Origin of the sequence: Acidiphilium rubrum (assembly GCF_900156265.1) — a bacterium.
Lineage (GTDB): Bacteria > Pseudomonadota > Alphaproteobacteria > Acetobacterales > Acetobacteraceae > Acidiphilium > Acidiphilium rubrum.
This window is the reverse complement of record NZ_FTNE01000002.1, coordinates 1-21634: the sequence shown is the minus strand read 5'-3', so window position 1 is coordinate 21634 and position 21634 is coordinate 1. Positions and strand designations below refer to the sequence as shown.

The 21634-nt window shown below is 62.9% G+C and carries 16 protein-coding genes; 4 read left to right on the top strand and 12 right to left on the bottom strand.

Annotated elements, in window-relative coordinates; genetic code table 11:
• Positions 1-53 precede the first annotated feature (53 nt).
• The gene (gene acnA, locus BW994_RS01625; RefSeq protein ID WP_029312926.1) at positions 54-2741 is read left to right on the top strand and encodes an aconitate hydratase AcnA; all 2688 of its coding nucleotides are present in this window, start codon (positions 54-56) and stop codon (positions 2739-2741) included.
• A gap of 51 nt (positions 2742-2792) precedes the next feature.
• Here acnA and BW994_RS18785 read toward each other — a convergent pair whose 3' ends face one another.
• Positions 2793-6026 carry a PAS domain S-box protein gene (locus BW994_RS18785; protein ID WP_211252802.1) on the bottom strand — a complete coding sequence of 1078 codons (3234 nt, stop codon included), beginning with the start codon at positions 6024-6026 and terminating at the stop codon, positions 2793-2795.
• Positions 6027-6270: 244 nt separating this feature from the next.
• Here BW994_RS18785 and BW994_RS01605 point away from each other — a divergent pair, with 244 nt between their 5' ends.
• Both BW994_RS01605 and BW994_RS01600 read left to right on the top strand, forming a co-directional pair.
• Positions 6271-6492, top strand: coding sequence for a hypothetical protein (locus tag BW994_RS01605; RefSeq protein WP_029312928.1), 222 nt, complete (start codon positions 6271-6273; stop codon positions 6490-6492).
• A 53-nt stretch (positions 6493-6545) separates the two neighbouring features.
• Positions 6546-7115, top strand: coding sequence for a hypothetical protein (locus BW994_RS01600; protein ID WP_081849164.1), 570 nt, complete (start codon positions 6546-6548; stop codon positions 7113-7115).
• A gap of 21 nt (positions 7116-7136) precedes the next feature.
• Here the strand turns inward: BW994_RS01600 and BW994_RS01595 are convergent, their stop codons facing one another.
• Entirely contained in the window at positions 7137-8861 is a 1725-nt protein-coding gene (locus BW994_RS01595; RefSeq protein ID WP_051657502.1) for an ATP-binding protein, read from the bottom strand.
• Positions 8862-8866: 5 nt separating this feature from the next.
• Positions 8867-10456: an ATPase domain-containing protein gene (locus BW994_RS01590; RefSeq protein WP_081849165.1), complete on the bottom strand. Its 1590-nt coding sequence runs from the start codon at positions 10454-10456 to the stop codon at positions 8867-8869.
• A gap of 533 nt (positions 10457-10989) precedes the next feature.
• Between BW994_RS01590 and BW994_RS01585 the strand changes: the two genes are divergently transcribed.
• Positions 10990-11169, top strand: a complete 180-nt coding sequence (locus BW994_RS01585) for a DUF3309 family protein (protein WP_029312932.1) — start codon at positions 10990-10992, stop codon at positions 11167-11169.
• Between the two features lie 47 nt (positions 11170-11216).
• On the opposite strand, the gene BW994_RS01580 is transcribed toward BW994_RS01585, so the two are convergent.
• From BW994_RS01580 to BW994_RS01540, 9 genes are all read right to left on the bottom strand, one after another.
• On the bottom strand, positions 11217-11585 hold the full coding sequence (locus BW994_RS01580; protein ID WP_029312933.1) for a hypothetical protein: 369 nt from the start codon (positions 11583-11585) through the stop codon (positions 11217-11219).
• Positions 11582-12217: a cytochrome c oxidase subunit 3 gene (locus BW994_RS01575; RefSeq protein ID WP_029312934.1), complete on the bottom strand. Its 636-nt coding sequence runs from the start codon at positions 12215-12217 to the stop codon at positions 11582-11584. Before BW994_RS01575 ends, BW994_RS01580 begins: the two co-directional genes overlap by 4 nt.
• The gene (locus BW994_RS01570; protein ID WP_029312935.1) at positions 12214-14283 is read right to left on the bottom strand and encodes a cbb3-type cytochrome c oxidase subunit I; all 2070 of its coding nucleotides are present in this window, start codon (positions 14281-14283) and stop codon (positions 12214-12216) included. Before BW994_RS01570 ends, BW994_RS01575 begins: the two co-directional genes overlap by 4 nt.
• An 18-nt stretch (positions 14284-14301) precedes the next feature.
• Positions 14302-15285: a ubiquinol oxidase subunit II gene (locus tag BW994_RS01565; RefSeq protein WP_029312936.1), complete on the bottom strand. Its 984-nt coding sequence runs from the start codon at positions 15283-15285 to the stop codon at positions 14302-14304.
• A 187-nt stretch (positions 15286-15472) separates the two neighbouring features.
• Positions 15473-16459, bottom strand: a complete 987-nt coding sequence (locus tag BW994_RS01560; RefSeq protein ID WP_029312937.1) for an ABC transporter permease — start codon at positions 16457-16459, stop codon at positions 15473-15475.
• Positions 16460-16461: 2 nt separating this feature from the next.
• A complete protein-coding gene (locus BW994_RS01555) occupies positions 16462-17418 on the bottom strand; it encodes an ABC transporter permease (protein WP_029312938.1) in 957 nt (318 codons plus the stop codon).
• On the bottom strand, positions 17415-18932 hold the full coding sequence (locus tag BW994_RS01550) for a sugar ABC transporter ATP-binding protein (RefSeq protein ID WP_029312939.1): 1518 nt from the start codon (positions 18930-18932) through the stop codon (positions 17415-17417). The genes BW994_RS01555 and BW994_RS01550 overlap by 4 nt, the downstream gene beginning before the upstream one ends.
• Positions 18933-18951: 19 nt before the next feature.
• The gene (locus BW994_RS01545; RefSeq protein ID WP_029312940.1) at positions 18952-19986 is read right to left on the bottom strand and encodes an ABC transporter substrate-binding protein; all 1035 of its coding nucleotides are present in this window, start codon (positions 19984-19986) and stop codon (positions 18952-18954) included.
• A gap of 256 nt (positions 19987-20242) precedes the next feature.
• A complete protein-coding gene (locus BW994_RS01540) occupies positions 20243-21268 on the bottom strand; it encodes an ABC transporter substrate-binding protein (protein WP_029312941.1) in 1026 nt (341 codons plus the stop codon).
• Positions 21269-21634: the final 366 nt, after the last annotated feature.

Here is a 21634-nt window from a genome sequence, read left to right as displayed (position 1 = left end):
ATCGATTTTGCTGCGGCGCGACACGCCGAACGCTGCGAAGAGGAACAAGCACCATGAACATGATCGGTCAGGACAGTCTGAAAGTGGAGACGACGCTGCGCGTCGAGGGCAAGGAGTACACCTATTTCGCACTCAATGCCGCCGCTGAAAAGCTGGGCGATATTTCCCGCCTGCCCCGCACGCTGAAAATCCTGCTCGAAAATGTGCTCCGCTTCGAAGATGGCGCCGCCTATACGGTCGATGACGCCAAAGCGATCGTCGAGTGGGTTGGTGCCGCCCATTCCGACAAGGACGTGCCGTTCCGCCCGGCGCGGATTCTGATGCAGGATTTCACCGGCGTGCCCGCCGTGGTCGATCTGGCCGCGATGCGTGATGGTATCGTCAAGCTCGGCGGCAATGCCGACAAGGTCAACCCGCTGGTGCCGGTCGATCTGGTGATCGACCATTCGGTGATGGTCGACGTTTCAGGCCGCAAGGATGCGCTGGAACGCAACGTCGATCTCGAATTCGAGCGCAACGGCGAACGCTACGAATTCCTGCGCTGGGGCCAGGAGGCGTTCGATAATTTCCGCGTCGTACCGCCCGGCACCGGCATCTGCCATCAGGTCAATCTCGAATACCTCGCCCAGGCGGTCTGGACCGCGGAAGCCTCAGGCAAGACAATCGCCTATCCAGATACGCTGTTCGGCACCGACAGCCACACCACCATGGTCAACGGCATGGGCGTGCTGGGCTGGGGCGTCGGCGGCATCGAGGCCGAGGCGGCGATGCTCGGCCAGCCGATCGCCATGCTGATCCCCGATGTGATCGGCTTCAAACTCACCGGCTCGCTGCGCGAAGGCATCACCGCGACCGATCTGGTGCTCACCGTGACACAAATGCTGCGCAAAAAAGGCGTGGTCGGTAAATTCGTCGAGTTCTACGGCGCGGGGCTGGACCATCTGCCGCTGGCCGATCGCGCGACGATCGCCAACATGGCGCCCGAATACGGCGCGACCTGCGGGTTCTTCCCGGTCGATCAGATCACGCTCGACTACATGATGCTCTCCGGGCGTGACGAGCACCGCATCAAGCTGGTCGAAGCCTATGCGAAAGCGCAGGGTCTCTGGCGCGATGGCACCGAACCGGTGTTTTCCGACACGCTGGAGCTCGACATGTCGAGCGTCGAACCCTCGCTCGCCGGCCCGAAACGCCCGCAGGACCGCGTCGCCCTGTCCAAAGCGGCGTCGGCCTTCGCGACCGAACTGACCAAAAGCCTCGGCGTGCCCGCCAACGATGTCGGCGTGAAGGCCGAGGTCGCCGGCAAGAATTTCTCGATCACCCATGGCGATGTGGTGATCGCGGCGATCACCTCCTGCACCAATACCTCCAACCCCTCCGTGCTGGTCGCCGCCGGCCTGGTCGCCCGCAAGGCGCGTGCCCTGGGGCTGACGCCGAAGCCCTGGGTGAAAACCTCGCTCGCACCGGGCTCGCAGGTCGTGACCGAATATCTCGACAAATCCGGCCTCTCGGCCGATCTGGACGCGCTCGGCTTCGAGACCGTCGGCTACGGCTGCACCACCTGCATCGGCAATTCCGGCCCGCTCGACGATGCGATCGCCGATGCGATCGAGGACAACAAGCTGGTCGCCGTCTCGGTGCTGTCCGGCAACCGCAATTTCGAAGGCCGGGTGCACCCGAACGTGCGGGCGAACTACCTTGCCTCGCCGCCGCTGGTGGTCGCCTACGCGCTGCTCGGCACCATGACCAAGGACATCACCACGGTCGCGATCGGTCAGGACCAGACCGGCCGCGACGTCTTCCTCAAGGACATCTGGCCGACCACCAAGGAAATCGCCGATATCGTCAAAGCGACCCTGACCCGCGCGATGTTCCTCGATCGCTACGGCGACGTGTTCAAGGGCGGGCCGCAATGGCAGGCGATCGAGGTCGAAGGCGATGCCGAGACCTATCGCTGGTCCGGGTCCTCGACCTATGTGAAGAACCCGCCGTATTTCGAGGGCATGACGATGGATCCCGCGCCGGTCACCGATATCACCGGCGCGCGCATCCTGGCCCTGCTCGGCGACAGCATCACCACCGATCACATTTCCCCCGCCGGCAGCTTCAAAAAAACCACCCCGGCCGGTGAATATCTGGCCGAACGCCAGATCCTGCCGAAGGATTTCAACTCCTACGGGTCGCGCCGCGGCAATCATGAAATCATGATGCGCGGCACCTTCGCGAATATCCGCATCCGCAACGAAATGCTCGAGAACGTCGAAGGCGGCTACACCAGGCACTACCCCTCCGGCGATCAACTGCCGATCTACGATGCGGCGATGCGCTACAAGGCCGAAGCCGTGCCCCTGGTCGCCTTCGTCGGCCGCGAATACGGCACCGGCTCCTCGCGTGACTGGGCGGCCAAGGGCACCATGCTGCTCGGCATCCGCGCGGTGATCGCGGAAAGCTTCGAGCGCATCCATCGCTCGAACCTGGTCGGCATGGGCATCCTGCCGCTGGTGTTCAAAGACGGCATGACCCGCAAGACGCTCGAACTGAAGGGCGACGAGACGATCGACATTCTCGGCCTCGAACATCTGTCACCGCGGATGGACATCGAAATGCTGATCCATCGTGCCGATGGCACGACCGACAAGGCCAGCCTGCTCTGCCGCGTCGATACCAAGGACGAGGTGATGTATTACGAAAACGGCGGCATCCTGCACTACGTGCTGCGCAACATGGCCAAGGCCGCCTGACCCACCACGCCGACCCTGAAAGCGATCAACCCTGCCCAGGGTTGATCGCTTTCAGTGGCCGGCGATCAACCGGCTGATCTGCCCGGCGAGCGCATCGATCGAAAACGGCTTGGTCAGCACATGCATCCCGGCATCCAGATGACCGTGGCTGATCACCGCGGTCTCCGCATATCCTGTAATGAACAGCACTTTCAGCGCCGGCCGTTGCGCCCGCGCGGCATCGGCCATCTGCCGCCCGTTCATGCCGCCCGGCAGACCGACATCGGTGATCAGCAGATCGACCCGCACCGGCGATTGCAGGATCGCGAGCCCGCCCGCACCATCCTCCGCCTCGATCGCGCGATACCCCAGATCGCTCAGAGCCTCCGTCACCAAACTACGCACCGCGGGTTCATCATCGACGATCAGCACCGTTTCACCCGCACCGGCCTGCACCGCATCGCTGGGCGCCACCGCGGCATCCGGCCCGGCGGCAGCACCACGATGCCGCGGCAGATACAAACACACCATCGAACCCTCACCCGGCTCTGAATAGATCCTGACCTGCCCGCCTGATTGGCGGGCGAACCCATAGATCATCGACAGGCCAAGCCCGGTGCCCAACCCGATCGGCTTGGTGGTGAAAAACGGATCGAACGCGCGCGCAATCACCTCCGGCGTCATGCCGGTGCCGTTGTCACTGACGCAGAGCGACACGTAATGACCGGCTGCCAGATCGCAGGCGCGCGCCGCGTGTTCATCGAGCCGCCGATTGCGCGTCTCCACGGTCAGGCGCCCGCCGTCCGGCATCGCGTCGCGGGCGTTGATGCACAGGTTGAGCAGGGCGTTTTCCAACTGGTTGGGGTCGCACAGCGTCGGCCACAAATCGTTCGACAACGCGAGTTCGACATCGATGCCCGGCCCCACCGTCCGCTCGATCAGGTCCGCCATGCTCGAAGCCAGCAGATTGATGTCGGTCGGTTTCGGCGCCAGCGTCTGGCGGCGCGAAAACGCCAGCAACCGGTGCGTCAGCGCCGCCGCGCGCGATGCCGCACCCTGCGCGCCGGTGACATAGGTCTCGAGCCTATCATAGCGTTGCTGATCGAGCCGGCGGCGCAGCAATTCCAGATTGCCCGAAATCCCGGTCAGCAGATTGTTGAAATCATGCGCGATGCCGCCGGTCAGCTGACCGATCGCCTGCATCTTCTGCGCCTGACGCAACTGCTCCTCCACCTGCCGGCGATCGGTCAGATCGGTCGCCTCAGGCACCAGCGCGATCACCTCGCCGGCCACGTTCAGCACCGGGCGGATCGATAGTTCGAACACCCGCCGGCCCGTCGGCAAGGCCAGACTGATTTCCTGGACAAAAGTCTCGCCGCTCGCCGCGGCCGCCACCGCGGCTTGCATCAATTCAGGCATGCCCGGCGTGCCGGCAAACCACGGCGTCTCCCAGAACCGCAACCCGGCAATCTGATCCAACGTCGTGGCCGCCAGGCTGAGCGATGCCGCATTGGCTTCGAGCAGAATGCCATCCGGGGTCAGCAGACCCTGCGCCTGCGAACTCGCGCTGAAAATCGTTCGCAACCGCGCCTCGGAATGTTCCAGCGCCTCGGCCTGCTGGCGTTCGATCGTGGTGTGCCGGCCACTGGCATAGATCACCCCATCCTCGACGGCGGTAACCCAGGCGAGCCAGCGCCACGAGCCATCCTTGTGCCGATAGCGGTTCTCATGAAACGGCAGATGGCGTGACCCAACCGAGGCCAGCCGCGCCTCGCTCGCCGGCCGGTCCTCGGGGTGGACGAATTCGAGAAAACTATGGCCGATCAGGTCATCGCGGGTCCAGCCGAGCAGATCGGTCCAGACATCGTTGACCGCCCGGATGCTGCCCGCCTCGTCCAGCACCAGTTGCAGATCCTGCGAGTTTTTCCACGCGCGATCGCGCTCGCGCGTCCGCTGTTCAACCTCCTGTTCGAGCGTGGCATTCAGCGCCTCGAGCGCCTGCTGTGCCCGCAACCGTTCCGTGACGATGCGGGTCCGATCGCCGACCGCCCGGATGAAGCCGATATCCTCGCTGGACCACTCACGCGGCTCGACACAGGCGACAAAGTAGAGTGCGACAAACATGCCCTGCTCGAAGATCGGCAGATTGACCAGGGATCGGACATGGAGTTCAGCCAGGTTGCGCGCGCGGCCGCGGGTCCGGCCGTCCAGCCGCACATCGCTCACCGCAACGACTTCGCCGCGCTTCAGATCCTCGACATAGCGGCCGAAATCCCGCAACCGGTGCAGCCCGATCACGTCGGGGATCGCATCGCCGTGATAATCGTGCAGCACATCGATCGTCTCGGTGACCGGATCGACCACCCCATAACCGGCCCGGCTCACCCCGAGCGTCAGCGTCAAAGTCTCCGCCGCACAGAGCGCGATCTCATCGATCGATACCATGTCCCGCATCCGATCGCCGAGCGCCAGCAGCGCCGCCTGACGTTGCTGGGCGTCGCGAATCTGCGTGATGTCGCGCCCGACCGAAACCAGCCGTTCCGGGCTGCCATCGATGCCGGGCAGCGGCGAAATCACCACGTCCCACCATTTCGGCGTGCCCTTGTGGGTCGGACAATACCCCTGAAACCGGCCGATCCCGCCGGCACGGGCTTCGGCCACCGCCGCGCGCGCGGCGATCAGATCCTCGCCCTTCCAGACCCGCAGCCATGACGACCCCAGCACGCCGGCGAGATTGGTGATTTCCATGCTCTCGATGCCGCCGGGGCTGACGAACAGCGTGTGACCATCGAGGTCGAGCACAACAATACAATCGCGCGCCGAACGCAGAATCAGCGTATTCAGCCCGCGCGCCTCGCGCAGCGTCGCATCGGCGGCGCGCTGATCGGTCCGGTCGCGCAGGATCTTCAGATAACCGACATGCACGCCCGCCTCATCGCGCAACGGCATCATCTCGCCGCTGGCCCAGAACCTGGTGCCGTCCTTGCGCAGATGCCACCGCTCGTCATTGGCCCGCCCATCGGCCAGCGCCCGGCGCATTTCGAGGCCCGGCCGCCCCTGCTCGCGGTCCTCCGGCACAAAGATCAGCGCGACATCGCGCCCGACGGCGTCCCCGTCCGTCCATCCGAAAATCTGGACGGCGCCGCTGTTCCAATCGACAATCGTGCCGTCCCGATCGAGCGCCACGATCGCAAAATCGACCGCACTATGGAAAATCGCACGGTAGAACCGATCCGCCGTCATCTGACCGACAGCGATCGCGCCGGCTGCACCAAAAGAGTTTTCGTCGGCTTGCCGTCCTGTCACGCTGTCTCCCTGGGTTGCGCTACGCCCGATCCGTGACCAACAGCGTCTCGATGCGGTTCCCTATAAACCACCGGTCGGTTTGCGTAAACGTAAACTCGCTTGAACCGCCGCCGATCGGCACGGTTTGTGATCGTCTGTGGGGCAGATGACCAAGGTTTCATGGTGGCGCGCGCGCAAACGCTTGTGATCGCGCGCCGGCTTGCCACGTTTCGTCTCAACGAAACCCTGTTGGAGACTGCCGCCTATGCCGCCATGGATCGTCTTCCGCCGCGATTCCGAAGGCGTCATCGAGCGCGTCGACGGCTTGTGGGACGCCCCGGATGCCCAGGCCGCGATCCAGCGCATGTGCAACGAGCGCGACCGTGTGGACGACGGGCATTGGCTGGCCGAGCGCCCGGAAGACCAGCCCCACATCATGAACTGGGCGCTCGATGAGGAAAAAAAGGGCCGCCCGAAGCGATCTTGATCACGAACCCCCACCATCAGAACGCCCCACCATCAGAACGGAAGCCTCCGATCATGACAAATCCGACCCATGACGATCCGCAGGACACCGACCCGCAGAACAGCGCGACGCCGGTCGCCGTGCGTGAAGCCGTCGGTATTTTCGACGATCAGGCCTCACTACAAGCCGCGATCGACGAGTTGATGCTGGCCGGCTTCGAACGCTTCGAACTCGGCCTGCTCGATCACGACGCCGCACCCGATACCGCGCCGCATCATTTGGCGGATGATCCTGCCGTGCCGCGCAAACCCTATATCGCGCCGGAATCGGTGGGCGATGCCCAGGGCGGCCTGATCGCCGGTTTCGCGCTGATCCCCGCCATGGGAGCCGCCGCCGCAACCGCCGGCGCCGGTGCGGCAATTGCAGCCACGGCGGCGGTTACCGCCGCCACCGGCGGCGTCGGCGCCCTGGTCGGCGGTGCGCTCGCCTACGCGCTGACGCGCAAACGGGCGCGCGGCATCGCATCGCAGGAGGACGCCGGCGGTCTGCTGCTATGGGTGCGCGTGCGGTCCGCGGCGCACGAGCGCCTGGCATTGGATATTCTCAGGCGCAACGCCGCTCACCATGTGCATGGTCACGACTGACCAGACGGCCAACGCAGCACCTCAGTGGATCATTTCGCGGATCTTGCTGGCCAGCGCATGCAGCGCGAAGGGTTTGGTCATAACCTCCATGCCGTGATCGAGCAGACCATTGCCCACCGCGGCCTTCTCAGCATAGCCGGTAATGAACAACACCCTGAGATCATGCTGGTTCTGCCGCGCCGCATCCGCCAACTGGCGGCCGTTCATGCCGTTCGGCAGCCCGACATCGGTGATCAGCAGATTGATCGGATTGCCCGACCGCAGGATGCGCAGCGCCGCACGGCCGTCCTCGGCCTCGAGCGAGGCATAGCCCAGATCATCCAGCACCTCGCGCACCAGCATCCGGATCGCTGATTCATCATCCACGATCAGCACCGTCTCCCCGGGTTGCGCACGCGGTATCTCAGCACTCAGCCCGGCAGCATCGGCGCTGCCGACCCCACCATGATGGCGCGGCAGATACATCCGGATCGTGGTGCCCGATCCGAGTTCACTGTAAATCCGCAGATGCCCGCTCGATTGTTTGGTGAACCCATAAACCATCGACAGCCCAAGCCCGGTGCCGGCGCCGAGCGGCTTGGTCGTGAAAAACGGATCGAACGCCCGCGATGCCACTTCCGGTGACATGCCGGTGCCCGAATCGCTGATGCTCAGCACCACATAATCGCCCGCCTCAAGATCGGCATGATCGGCGACATACGCGTCGTCGAGCACGGTATTGCCGAGTTCGATGCTCAGCCGCCCGCCTTCGGGCATCGCATCGCGCGCATTGATCACCAGGTTGAGCACCGCACTTTCCAACTGATGCGGATCGCACAGGATCGGCCAAACATCCGGCGCATGGGTCGTCTCGACGCGGATGGCCGGGCCGACCGTGCCGCCGATCAGCGCGGCCATGCCGCGCACCAGCGCGGTGGCATCGGTCGGCTTCGGGCTGAGCGTCTGGCGGCGCGAAAACGCCAGCAGCCGATGGGTCAGCGCGGCGGCGCGCGTAGCCGAAACCGTGGCAATATCGACATAGCGCGCAAGCTCGCCATGACGGCCCTGAGCGATGCGCCGGCGCATGATTTCCAGGCTGCCGGTAATGCCGGCGAGCATATTGTTGAAATCATGCGCCAGCCCGCCGGTCAGCTGACCGACCGCCTCCATCTTCTGGGCCTGGCGCAACGCCTCCTCGGTGCGTTCGCGCTCGGCAATCTGCTGATGCAGCGCCGTATTGGCATGGGCGAGTTCGCGGGTCCGATCCTCGACCAGATGCTCCAGCATGATCGCGGTCTGCGCCCGCGCCGCCAGATGATGGCGCACCTCATACTGCCGGCGCCGCGCGCGCAGCGCCGACCCCGCCGCACTCGACAGTGTCAGCCCATCGAGCGGGCGTTCGATCAGCGCCGCATTGCGCAGCGTCGCGATCATCCGCAACCGCCAGCGCTCCACCTCGGGGCGGACCTGCCGGCTGGTCAGCACAATGAACGGCAGGTCGGACCAGGGCGCCTGCGCGTCCACCCATGCCGCCAGAACCGCCTCACCCGCGCCGAACAAGCCTTCCTCGGCAATGAACGCCGCCGCCACGCCGGCATCGAGCGCCGCAACCAGCGCCGCCGCATCGCCGCAGATCACGCTGGCATAGCCCGCGCGGTCCAGAACCCCGGCAATCGCCGCGGCATCCCGCCCGATCGGCGCCAGCACCGCAAACCGGTCTTCATCCCTGCGTTCGAACACGGCCGATGGCGCGCCACTCTCATCCATCGCGCTCATCCATCGCGCGCGCCGCCCCCCGCCAGCAGCGGTTCGGGACTGCCGGTATAAACCGGGTTGCCGGACAGGATGCCGGTAAATGCGGCGAGCGGATCGCCGATCGCAATTCCCTCATGGGTCAGCCGGAACTCGCGAATGGTATGTTCATGCGCGCCGCTGCGCTTTTTCATGACCGACAGGGCGCGCCGGATCGTGCCGGCAACTTCGAAATACCGCAGCATCACCACGGCATCGCTCAGGTAACTCACATCGAGCGGTGTTTCGGTCGTCCCGATCATGCCGTGCTGTGCCAGGATCATGATGCTCAGCACACCCATCTGGCTCAGGTAGCTCAGCAATTCGTGCATCTGCAACACCAGGAAGCGGCCATCCGGCATCGCGTTCAAATAACCGTTCAGACTGTCGATGATCACCACCCGCGCCTGATGCTCTTCAACCGCGGCACGCACCTGATAGGCGAACTCGCCCGGCGATAACTCGGCCGGGTCGATCTGGCGAATGCGGATCAAACCGGAGTCCAGCGCCGCGTCCAGCGCCATGCCGAGCGCGCGGGCGCGGGCGATGATGGTGCCCCGCCCCTCATCGAACGCGAACACCACGGCGCGCTCGCCGCGCGCGGCGGCGGCGACCGCGTAGGTCAGCGCGAGCGTCGATTTCCCGACCCCGGCAGCCCCCATCAGCAGCACATTGGTGCCGCGTTCGAGCCCGCCGCCCAGCAATTCATCGAGCGCGGCATTGCCGCTCGGCGTCCGTTCGGTGGTGAATGCGGCGTGGTGTTCCGCGGCCACCAGGCGCGGATAGATCGCAAGCCCACCGGTTTCGATCGTGAAATCATGAAACCCGCCGCGAAAGCGAATGCCGCGCATCTTGATCACCCGCAACCGCCGCCGCTCCGCGCCGTAGTCGATCGCGAGCTGTTCGAGCAGGACGACGCCGTGCGAGATCGAGTGCACCTGCAAATCGGTCTGGGCGGACGACAGATCATCGAGCAGAACGACCGTGCAGCGACGACCCGCAAAAAAATGCTTCAGGGCCAGGATCTGGCGGCGATAGCGCAGCGGATTCTGCGCCAGCAACCGCATCTCGGACAGGCTGTCGAACACCACGCGGCTCGGGTTGGTCGCCTCCACCCGGTCGAACACCAGCCGCGTGGTCTCGTTCAGCTCCATCTCCGCCGGATGCAGCACCGTCATCTCGTGGTCGGGATTGAGCAGCGCCTCGGGCGAGAGCAGTTCGAACACATCGATGCCCTCGATCGACCAGCCATGCCGCTGTGCGACAACCGCGAGTTCCACCCGCGATTCCGACAGCGTGATGTAGAGCGTCTGCTCACCCCGCCGCGCACCCTCGAGCAGGAATTGCATGGCCAGCGTCGTCTTGCCGGTGCCGGGACGGCCCTCGTAGAGATAGATCCGATCGGCATCGAACCCGCCGCCCAGAATATCATCGAGCCCGGTGCTGCCGGTCGAAATGCGTGCGGGCCCCTGCGCCTCGCTGGGTTGTGTCGCGCCGGCCGCAGCGGGCACCACCTTGACCCCCGTTTGTTCGATATCGTTCACAATCAGCGCCTTATCGCCAGGGGACATGATCGTTCCTGGTTTTTCGCCGCCGACATGGCGAGCGTACCGGGCTCATTCAAGCTTGTGGTAACCGCTCTTTTCGCAGCCATCCGCCGGCGTGATGCGGCAACGGCCGGTAATGGCGTCAATTGAATACTCACATCCAGGTCCATAATACTCAGCGCGCTGATATTTAGTTATCACGGTATTGTGATCGGTCACATGCAGAGGGGCGTATTGTCATGGTGCCGATCCTGCCGGTCGATGTCGCCGATATTATCGATTGGTCATCCTACCGATCAGCGGCGTGGCCTCGGCGGTATAACAGCGACCGACCAAAGACTGAGTATCGGTTTTCTGTCAAAAATATAATTTTACCGAACAATAAAGTAATATCTCAGCAATCGCCCTTCGAGCACTTGGTTTGATAATGCCCAATCACCACATCGCGAATGTTAGAAAACAGCTCTCTTGCGGATCGACTTGGCAGCTGAAATCATGGTTCGCGTGGTTTCAAGCGTTCGTCAGTCGCCGCTTCGAGCCAATCACCTGGAGGTTTCATGGGTCTCATTCTGCTGATTATCCTGATCGTCATTCTCTTTGGCGGCGGTGGTGGCTATTATGGCTACAGCCGCTATGGCGGCCGCGGACTCGGCGGCGTCCTCGGCATCGTGCTGATCGTGCTGATCGTCGTCTGGCTGGTCGGCGGCATGGGCGCAAACGGTGTCGGCATGCACTGATCGATCGCAAGGCTTCAACCCGGGCGGCGCTAGCCTGCCCGGGTCAACTACATCCCGCTGCCCTGCACCTGCATGAAATCAAGCATGGTGCGCGGGTACAGCGTGTGAAACATCCAGCCGGTCAACCCGATCGACAGCACGAACAGCGGCACGACCAGCAACAGCGAAATGGTCTTCCATCGCTGTCCGCCCGACAAATCCAGCCGGAACATCAGCACCGCCTGCGCCAGCAACGCCAACCCCCCAAGGATGGCGACAGCGATGACAAACCGCACATACGACATCTCATGCCGCAGCGTGACCATCAGCGCGATGGCCATCAACCCGACCGATGCCGCATATCCAGCGACAAACGCGATTCCGCTGGCGTTGCGAACATCCGGATGATCGAGCGGATCGGCGCGATGCAGGCTCATCGATAGGCTCCGTTGAGATAGACGAACACGAACACACACACCCAGATCGAGGCCTGGAACATCCAGAAAATCCGCAGGTTGAGCAGCCGGGTCACCACCGCGGTGGTAAAGCCCTTCATGGCCACCTGAACGATCATCACCAGCATCCATAAAATGCCGAACACCATATGGATGCCATGGGTAGCGACCAGCACGAAAAACACCGACAGCAGGCCGCTCCGATCCGGTGTGGCACCCTCTGCGATGAGCACGGCAAAGTCCCGTAATTCGAGCCCCAGAAAGGCAGCGCCCAGCAGCACCGCGGCGACCAGCCCGCCGATCACAAAGGCCCGGTTGCCCGCCTTCAGCCCGACCATCGCAAGGCTGTAGGCAAACACGCTGGTGAATATGATGACGGTCTGGATGAAAGCGGCAACCGGATGCACCACATCGCTGATCTGCGGTCCGCCCGCCGCGTTATAGGGATGATCGAGCACCGCGTAGGCCGCGAACAATGCCGCGAAAATCAGCGCATCGCTCATCATATACAGCCAGAACCCCAGCGTGTGCAGCGAAACCGGGTCCGCTTCGGGGTGATGCGGCGCCCAGAGCGGTTCCTCAGGCCCGATCAGCCGATGTGCCGTGCGGCTCATTGGAACAACGCCAGTTCGGCAACCGGCGGGCTGATATGATCGGTCACGATCCCCGTATCCTCATGGTTGCGTTCCATCCGGCGCACCGTCGCGGCCGTCAGTGTGAAACCTCTATCATCCGCGAACGAGCGCAGAATGACGAGGCCGATGATCCCGAGCAGGCTCAACCCGGCCAGCCACCAGATGCGCCAGACCATGCCAAAGCCGAACCCGAACGCCAGCGCCCCGAGCATCGCCGGCACGATGGTGTTGTTCGGCAGATTGATATCCTCGTAGTCGCCAGGCGATGTCGCGGTCAGTCCGCTGTCGCGCCGCATCGCCCAGGCATCGCGCCCGTGCACCACCGGGATCACCGCAAAATTGTAGAACGGCACCGGGGTCAGCGTCATCCACTCCAGCGTGCGCGAGGTTCGCCACACATCCTGGCCATGCGCCTCCTTCGCCCGGTCGCGGATACTGACGTAGATCATCTTGCAGAAATAAAACACCGATACACAATACAGAAAAATACCGAACTCCTGAATGATCAGTAACGCCTGCCAATGCGGATTGTACAGATAATCGAGCCGGCGGGTCATGCCCATCAGGCCCAGCGTGTACATCGCGGCAAACACGAACACCGTGCCGAGCGAGAAAAACGTGAAAAACCGCCGGCCGCTCCGCTCATCGAGCCGAAACCCGAACACTTTCGGAAACCAGTACATCAGCCCTGCAAAAATACCGAATACACTGACCAGGAACATGGTGTGGAAATGCGCCACCACGAACACGCTGTTATGCACCGTGTAGTTGATCGCCGGAATCGCCAGCATCATCCCGGTCAACCCGCCGACCAGCAGCAGAAACAGCGCGCCGATCGCCCATAACATCGGCGTCTCAAAGCGCAGCCGGCCGCGATACAGCGTGAGCGACCAGTTGAACACCTTCACGCCGGTCGGAATGCCGACCAGCATGGTCGAGACACTGAACACCAGATTGACGCCCGGCCCCGCACCCATCGTGAAAAAATGGTGCAGCCAGACCGCCCACGACAGCCCAGCGATCGACAAGGTCGCCGCAACCATCACGGTATAACCGAACAGCGCCTTCTCCGAAAACGTCGGGATCACCTCGGACATGATGCCCCACGCCGGCAGAATGATGAAATAGACCTCAGGATGCCCCCAGATCCAGAACAGATCAGTATACAACATCAAATTGCCACCCAGACCCGCAGTATAGAAATGCGTGCCGAGATAACGATCACAGCTCAACAACGCGAGGGCCACGCCCAGCACCGGAAATGCGGTGAGCCCGATGGTCTGCGTGCTCAGCGTCGCCCAGGTGAAAAACGGCATCCGAAACCAGCGCATGCCCGGGGCGCGCATCATGATGATCGTGGTGATCAGGTTCAGCGCGCCGAGCGTGGTGCCCAGGCTGCTCAGCTGCAACGCCCAATCCCAGTAATCGACCCCCACGCCCGGGCTGTAGGGCAGTTCGGTCAGCGGCACGATGCCCACCCAGCCGGCATGCGAGAAATCGCCGATGAACAGCGAAATCATCACCAGCGCCGCACCCGCCGCGGTCAGCCACAGGCTGACGGCATTGAGGTATGGAAACGCCATATCCCGTGCGCCGATCTGCAACGGCACAATGATGTTCTGAAACCCGGTCAGCACCACGGTGACCGCAAAGATGATCATGATGGTGCCGTGCGAGCTATAGATCTGATCAAAATGGAACGGCGGCAAATACCCATGCACCGCCTGCAGATGCGCTGCCGATCGCGGCCCATCGGCCAATAATTGCTGCGTGCGGATCATGATGCCATCGATGAAGCCGCGCAACAGCATCACCAGCCCGATGATGATGTACATCACGCCGATTTTCTTGTGGTCGAGCGTGGTGATCCACTCGCGGATCAGATAGCCCCATTTCTGATAATAGGTCATCAGCCCAACGATCGGCGCCGCCGCCAGCAGCGCAAAGGCAAACGCACCGAGCACGATCGGGCTGTGGTAGGGTATCTGCGAGAGCGTCAGCCGCCCCAGCCAGGGGTTCCAGGCACCTTGAAGATGAACCAGCACTGTTGAACCTCGATACTTTCAGGAATGCGGATAGCCCGACAGATACGGCGCGCGCCTCGCCAGGTCGCGCCGCATATGCTCGGTCAGAAACATCGGCGTCGTGTCGGTCGCACCCTTCACCGCCGCGTGCACGATCCGGCTGAACAAATGCGGCTGAACCGCCGAAAAATTCCGCGTGACACCGCGTAAATCGATGGTGGGACGCGCGATCGATCGAAACCCCGCGTAGTCCAGATGGCGCGGCGCCACCTGCGTTTTCGCAACCCAGGCCGCAAAGCCAGCGTGCGTCATCACGCGGGTCGGAAACTGCATCCACGAAAATCCGGCGCCGCTGATATCCGCCGAAAACCCCTGCCACACGCCGGGCCGGTCAGCCCGCATCATGTCCTTGGTCCGCATCCCCGGCATCACGTCGATCATGCCGATCAGTTGCGGGATATAGAAATCATTGACCACATCGGTCGCGGTCAGTCGAAACTCAATGTTCCGCCCCGCCGGCAGGCTCAGCGTATTGAGTGTCGCGATGTGCTGATCAGGATAAATAAACAGCCACTGCCAGTCGGTCGCGACAACATCGATCACCAGCGGATTGCCTGTCCCCGGCCGATCCGGCATGGCGAGCAAGGACTTGCGTTGCCCCAGCGCGGTCGGTGCATAGGGGTTCACCAGAAACACACCCCGCCACGAAAAATACGCAAGCGCCGCCACCGCGGCGAACGGCACGCCCCACATCAAAACCTCGAGCCGAACCGAATGCGTGAAGCCGGGATCGTAGCGAGCCTTGCGCGCGGCCCGGAAACGCCATAGCGATATCGCAACGAAAATACCGGTCGGCAGAATGATGCAGAGCATGATCAGCACATCGATCACGCTCAACCGCAACGACGTCGCCGCAATCGGCCCATCCGGATGCAGCAGCCGGAGCTGATGCCCCGAACACCCAGACAGCGACGCCAACAGTGCCAGCGGCAACAGCCGCAACCAACCGCATCGCCGCCTCATGAAATCTGCACGATGCCTCAGTTGCACAATCGCAATCATCCCCTGCTTCACCGCGGCTATGATGTCCGCGCGCATGCGTGGCGCCCATGGCGGGTCCCGTCACGGCGCCTCAGCCCACATTGGGATGGCGCATCCGGCGATCAACGGATGCGCGCGATCAACCCGTCACAAAGCCGTCAGGCCCGGATTATCGGCGCCGCCGGGTCAGCACTGTCTGGATCAGCACGGCGATCAGCAAAAACACCCCGCTCGCCAAATTCTGATAATATGAGCTCAAATTCCCGATCTGATCGATCACGTTCTCGATCAGGCCGAGCAGCAGAACACCGGACAGCGCGCCCGCCATGGTGCCCACGCCACCGGTCAACAGCACGCCGCCGATCACCGCCGCCGCGATCGATTTCAATTCCTCACCCTGACCGGCGGTGGAAATGCCCGATGACAGATGCGCCGCCAGCAGCGCGCCCGACAGCCCGGCGAGCGTGCCGGAGACCACGTAGGTGAGCACTTTGATGCGCGCCACCGGCACACCCAGCATCCGCGCCGCTTCCTCGTTGCCGCCGATCGCAAACACCGCCACACCGTACCGGGTGCGGTTGAGCACGATGGCGGCGATCGCAAACCCGATAAACACAATCCAGATCAGATTATCGATCCCAAGGATCTGCCCGTTCGCGATCAGGCCGAACACCCCGGGCGTGGCAATCACCAGGCTGTTCTTCGCCAACACCAGCGCAATGCCGCGCACGCCGAGCAGGGCCGCCAGCGTCACAATGAACGGCGCCATGCCGGCGCGTGCGATCAACAGGCCATCGACCAACCCCACCGCGCCACCGGCCAGCGCAGGCACCAGCAACGCCGCCCACCAGCCATAGGGCAGCGCATAGGCCGCCAGCACGGACCCGAGGCCGATCAGCGACCCCACCGATAAATCGAACCCACCCAGGATGATCACGAAGGTCTGGCCGATCGCCACCAGGCCCAGAAAACTCGCCGCGGTACCGATGTTCTCGAAATTCGCAACCGTCGGAAAAAACGGAAAGCGCAGGCTCGCGACAATCGTGGCCAGCAACAGCACGCCAATCGCCCCGCGCGACTGGATCAGCGCGATCAACCGTGCCCGTCGCTCCGGCGCGGCGCCTTCTGCCCGTACGGCCGCGCTTGTACCCGACACGCTCAACCCCCCGCCCGCTGCAAATACAGCGCACCGACGATGAACACCGCCTTGAGGATCTGCGCATAGCTGAAATTGATGTCGTTCATAATGAAACTCGCCCCCAGCACCTGCAACAGCAGCACGCCGAACACGCCGCCGAGAATCGAAATCCGCCCGCCGGACAGCGGCGTGCCGCCGATCACCGCCGCGGCGATCGCATCGAGTTCGTAATTGACGCCGATGTAATTGGGGTCGGATGCGCCAAGCCTGGCCGCCGCGAACACACCCGCCAGCCCCGCCAGCACCCCGCTCGCGGCATAGACCAGCAACAACGTGCGCCGCACCTTGATCCCGGCAATCATCGCCGCCGCCTTGTTCGCGCCGATGAACAGCACGTATCGCCCGAACATCGTGGTGCGGACCAGAAAAGCGACCAACCCCGCAATGGCAAGGGCAATGATCGCGACGGTCGGCACGATCCAAACGGCGCCGATGCCCAGCGCATCGAACAACCCACCGGTCGGCAGGCTCACGCGCGAACCATCGAGCAGGGCTTCCGCGGTGCCGCGCGCGGCAACCAGCAGCGCCAGGCTCGATATCAGCGGATTGATGTCAAGCGCCGCGATCAGGCCACCATTGATCATCCCCACCACCAGCCCCGCGCCAACCCCCGCCGCCACCGCCAGCCATGAGCCGCCGGGCAGCGCCAGTGCCATCACCGCCGCGGCCAGCCCCATGGTCGAGCCGACCGACAGATCGATGCCGCGCGTACCAATGGCGAGGCTCTGCCCCAGCGTCACCAAAATGACCGGCGCCGCCTCGAACAGCAGGTTGCGGATCACGAACACGTTGCGAAAGCCAGGTGTGAAAATCAAATCGATCACGATCAACGCGGCAAACGCCACATAGACACTTTGCGCCCGCAGCAGAGCCATCGGGCTGTCATGCCCGGTCCGCGCCATCAAACCGGTGCTCATGGGTGCGCGACCGCCTCGTGCGGCTGGGCCAGCATGTCGAGCACGTCCTGCACCTCCAGCCCGTCGGTGCTGGTCGCACCGGTTACCGCCCCTTCGGTGAGCACGATCAACCGATCCGCCAGCGCCATCAATTCCTCCATCTCCGACGATGTCACCAGCACACCCAAACCTTGCTCGACCAGCCGGTTGATCGCCTCATGCACCTCGGCCTTCGCGCCGACATCGATGCCGCGGGTCGGATCATCCAGCATGATCGCGCGCGGCGCCGTGGCGAGGCAGCGCGCCAGCAGCACCTTCTGCTGATTGCCGCCCGAGAGCGAGGTGATCGGCGCATTCGGCCCGGCGGTCTTGATGCCCAGAACCTTGGTGAATTCGGCAACCATCGCCGCCTGCTTGCGCCGCGAAACGAAGCCGAACCGGGCAATGCGGGGCAGGGCGGTCGCGGTCAGATTTTCAGCGACTGACAGCTTGGGAAATATCCCCTCCGCACGCCGATCCTCGGATAAAAACGCCAGACCCGCCGCAATCGAGCGTCCGGGTGTGGGGGAGGGGACAGAGCTGCCGCCGACGCGGATTGCCCCGCCCTCTTTGGTCTCGGCGCCAAAACTCGCCTTCATCGTCTCGGTCCGGCCCGAACCGAGCAACCCGGCCAACCCAACAACTTCACCAGGCCGCACAGCGAACGATACGTCGCGCACCCGGTTGCGCCAGCGCAGGCCGCTCGCCTCGAACGCGGCGACGCCCTCGCGCGGGGTTCGTGCGGGCCGATTGCCGTGAATGGCCTCGGCATTGCGCCCAAGCATCGCGCCGATCAGCGCGGCGCGCGGCAAATCCGCAACCGCTTCACTGGCCACCACGCGGCCGTCGCGCAGCACCGTCAGCCGGTCGCACAGCCGATAGGACTCCGAAAGCCGATGGCTGACGAACAAAATCGCAATACCGTCGGCCTTCAGCCGGTCGACCACCCGATACAGCGTTTCCACCTCGGTGCCGGTCAACGCGGAGCTGGGCTCATCGAGAATCGCAACCCGTGCCCCAAGCCGGACACCCCGCGCGATCGAGACCATCTGCTGCAAACCAAGACCCAGCGCGCCAAGCCGTGCGCGCGGGTCGATCGCGAGATCGTAGCGCGCCAGCAGCTCGGCCGCCGAGCGCTCCATCCGCGCCCGATCGATCAGCACGCCGAACCGGCGCGGCTCGTTGCCGAGAAACAGGTTTTCGGCAACGCTGCGCTCGGGAATCAGGTTGATCTCCTGATACACCGCACTAATCCCCTGGCGCTGCGCGGCACGCGGGCTATCCAGGCGAACCGCCGTGCCGCTCAAGATAATCTCCCCCTCATCGGGCTGATAAAACCCGGTGAGGATCTTGATCAACGTGGACTTGCCGGCACCGTTTTCACCGGCCAGCCCATGCACTTCGCCCGCCCGCAAGGCGAACGACACGTCGGATAATGCCTGCACCGCGCCAAAGCGCTTGGACACGGCGCGGGTTTCGAGGATGATATCGGACAAGATCGTATCAGTTCCGTAATTAGTAGGGCGCATCGCTCGCGAGAGCCGATTTGGCATCGGCCTGCGTGTAGAGATGATCCTTGATCACGATGGTCTGCGGCACGGGCTTGCCGTCGAACCAGTTCTGAATCTCGTGCAGCGCAATGGGCCCGAAGCGCGGATTGGTTTCATCATCGGCATAGACCCAACCGCTGACGATATCCTGCACGCCCTGCTTGGTGCCATCGATCGTCACGATCTTGACCTGACCCGGCTTTTTACCGGCATCCCGCAGCGCCGTGATCGCGCCGAACGCCATCGTGTCGCTTTGGGTGTAGACCGCATTGACGTTCGGATGCGCCAGCAAAATCTGGCTCATCACGGTCTGCGCGTCGGTCGTCGACCAATTGCCGGTCTGTGCCGCAATGATCTTCATGCCCGGATATTTATGGATTGCTGCGGCAAACCCCTTGGTCCGCGCGGTCTCGACCGAATTGCCGTACGCACCCTGGATTTCGGCGATCACCGCATGGCCGCCGGTCGCCTTGGCGAGTTGCTCGCCGTCGATCTCGCCCTGCTTGTAAAAATTCGAGCCCATGAAGCTGAGATAATCGGTGCAATCAGTGCCGGCGGTATGGCGATCGATCGTGATGATCGGAATATGCTTGCCGACCGCCTGAGCGAACGCCGGTTGCAGCCCGGTCGAGTTCAGCGGCGCGATCACGAGTGCCTGGGCACCCTGATTGATCATGCTCTCCACATCGGCGACCTGCTTGGCCTCGTTGCTGTGTGCGTTGGTATAAACGTAGCGCTTGGCATGAAACGATGCAGCGGCATCCTTGAGGGACTTGGTCTCCTCCGCGCGGAACGGATTTTCATTGCCCTGCGATTGCGAAAACCCGACGACGATGGCCGAGATTTTCATATGGTTGGGATGCGGATTGACGCAAACCGCCTTGGAGCGCGAGCGGATCATCTGCGCGGCGTGCGTCGAGGGCGACTGGGCATGCGCCACGCCCGCGAGCGCTGCGGCACAAGCGACTGATGTGACGACCCATGATGTCTTGATGGTCATTGTTGGTTTCCTCCGTTTATTGGCGGCAGCAAGAACAGGCAGAATTATCTGGACCGAACCATATCGAACAACCTGAACCGCCAGGGCCAACACGATCACGCCGACCCAGCCTCAGACCATCCGCGTAGTTCCATAATTCAGAACCGTGTTCTGGACTGAAAGATAAACGCAGTTTCTTGCATCGTCAATCACGCCCCCGATCGCGCGCGGCCGCGAACCGGTCGAACGGCTTCGACCGGCCCCGGGCCGACATGTTTCAGAACGGAATGTTATTCTTCAATGCCGCGGCGGCGTTCGCCTTGGTATAGAGATGATCGGTCAAAACCACGTGCTGGGGCACCGGCTTGCCATCGAACCAGTTCTGGAGCTCGTAGAATGCCAGGGGGCCAAACCGCGGATTCGTTTCGTCATCGGCATAGATCCAGCCGCTCACAATGTCCTGCACGCCCTGTTTGGTCCCGTCGATCGAAACGATCTTGACCTGACCTGGTTTTTTGCCGGCATCGCGCAATGCCGTCATCACCCCGAACGCCATGGTGTCCGCCTGCGCATACACCGCATTGACATCCGGATGTGCCAGCAGGATCTGGCTCATCACCTTCTCAGCGTCGGTGGTGAACCAGTTGCCGGTCTGCTCGGTCACGATTTTCATCCCCGGATAGGCCTTCAGCCCGGCCGCAAACCCCTTGGTGCGCGCCACTTCGACGGAGTTGCCGTAAGCGCCCTGAATTTCAGCAATTTTGGCGTGTCCACCCGTCGCCTTGGCCAGTTCTTTCGCGTCGATCTCGCCCTGCTTGAAGTAGAAATTCGACCCCATGAAACTGAGATAATCGGTGCACATGGTCCCGGCGGTGTGCCGGTCCAGCGTGATAATGGGAATATGCTTCGCCGCCGCCTGGGCAAAGGCGGGTTGCAGCCCCGTGGCATCGAGCGGCGCAATCACCAGAGCCTGCGCGCCCTGGTTGATCATGCTCTCAACATCCGCGACCTGCCGGGCTTCGTCGCTATGGGCATTGGTATAGATCAGGTGCTTGACATGAAAACTGGCAGCAGCATCCCGCACCGACTTGGTTTCGCCAGCCCGGAACGGGTTTGCATTCGACTCAGATTGCGAAAACCCCACCACCAACTTCGACAGATCGATATGCGAGGGTGACGGATTGATACACACCGCCTTCGATTGAGCCTGCGTGATTTTTGAAGGGTGCACCGCCGCGGCATTCGCCAGTGCCGTCGTACCGAGCAAAGCAGTCGTCGCCAGCAATAGCTTTCTGATGTCCATTGTTTCCTCCGTTCTGCCGCTTCTGGTGAAGCGGTCGTTTGATTGTGTTTTATCGATAACGAACGGATAAAATCATGTCAACCGAATTCGATCATCGCTCGATCGGCCGATTTTTGTCGATCGATCAACAGACCAGCGCAATGCCACGACAAATCATCATCCATATATCAATCAGCCCTGCTGATTGTCGCATCAAGTTCACCGCATCGGCTGCCCACCCACGCAATCGTGATCAGCGCGGCGGCACATCCAGCGCGCCAGCGTGAGATTCGTATCCCATGATCCCCACCATCCCACCCCCGCCACACCACCAAACCAAAGTCTAACACCCCACCTAACAAACCCCTTTCTCACCCCCCCCCCCCC

Bases quoted from the DNA above. Each gene is read 5' to 3' on its own strand.
- acnA (WP_029312926.1), top strand. From the start codon at position 54: ATGAACATGATCGGTCAGGACAGTCTGAAAGTGGAGACGACGCTGCGC.
- BW994_RS01605 (WP_029312928.1), top strand. From the start codon at position 6,271: ATGCCGCCATGGATCGTCTTCCGCCGCGATTCCGAAGGCGTCATCGAG.
- BW994_RS01600 (WP_081849164.1), top strand. From the start codon at position 6,546: ATGACAAATCCGACCCATGACGATCCGCAGGACACCGACCCGCAGAAC.
- BW994_RS01595 (WP_051657502.1), bottom strand. From the start codon at position 8,861: ATGGATGAGAGTGGCGCGCCATCGGCCGTGTTCGAACGCAGGGATGAA.
- BW994_RS01590 (WP_081849165.1), bottom strand. From the start codon at position 10,456: ATGTCCCCTGGCGATAAGGCGCTGATTGTGAACGATATCGAACAAACG.
- BW994_RS01585 (WP_029312932.1), top strand. From the start codon at position 10,990: ATGGGTCTCATTCTGCTGATTATCCTGATCGTCATTCTCTTTGGCGGC.
- BW994_RS01580 (WP_029312933.1), bottom strand. From the start codon at position 11,585: ATGAGCCTGCATCGCGCCGATCCGCTCGATCATCCGGATGTTCGCAAC.
- BW994_RS01575 (WP_029312934.1), bottom strand. From the start codon at position 12,217: ATGAGCCGCACGGCACATCGGCTGATCGGGCCTGAGGAACCGCTCTGG.
- BW994_RS01565 (WP_029312936.1), bottom strand. From the start codon at position 15,285: ATGAGGCGGCGATGCGGTTGGTTGCGGCTGTTGCCGCTGGCACTGTTG.
- BW994_RS01555 (WP_029312938.1), bottom strand. From the start codon at position 17,418: ATGAGCACCGGTTTGATGGCGCGGACCGGGCATGACAGCCCGATGGCT.
- BW994_RS01545 (WP_029312940.1), bottom strand. From the start codon at position 19,986: ATGACCATCAAGACATCATGGGTCGTCACATCAGTCGCTTGTGCCGCA.
- BW994_RS01540 (WP_029312941.1), bottom strand. From the start codon at position 21,268: ATGGACATCAGAAAGCTATTGCTGGCGACGACTGCTTTGCTCGGTACG.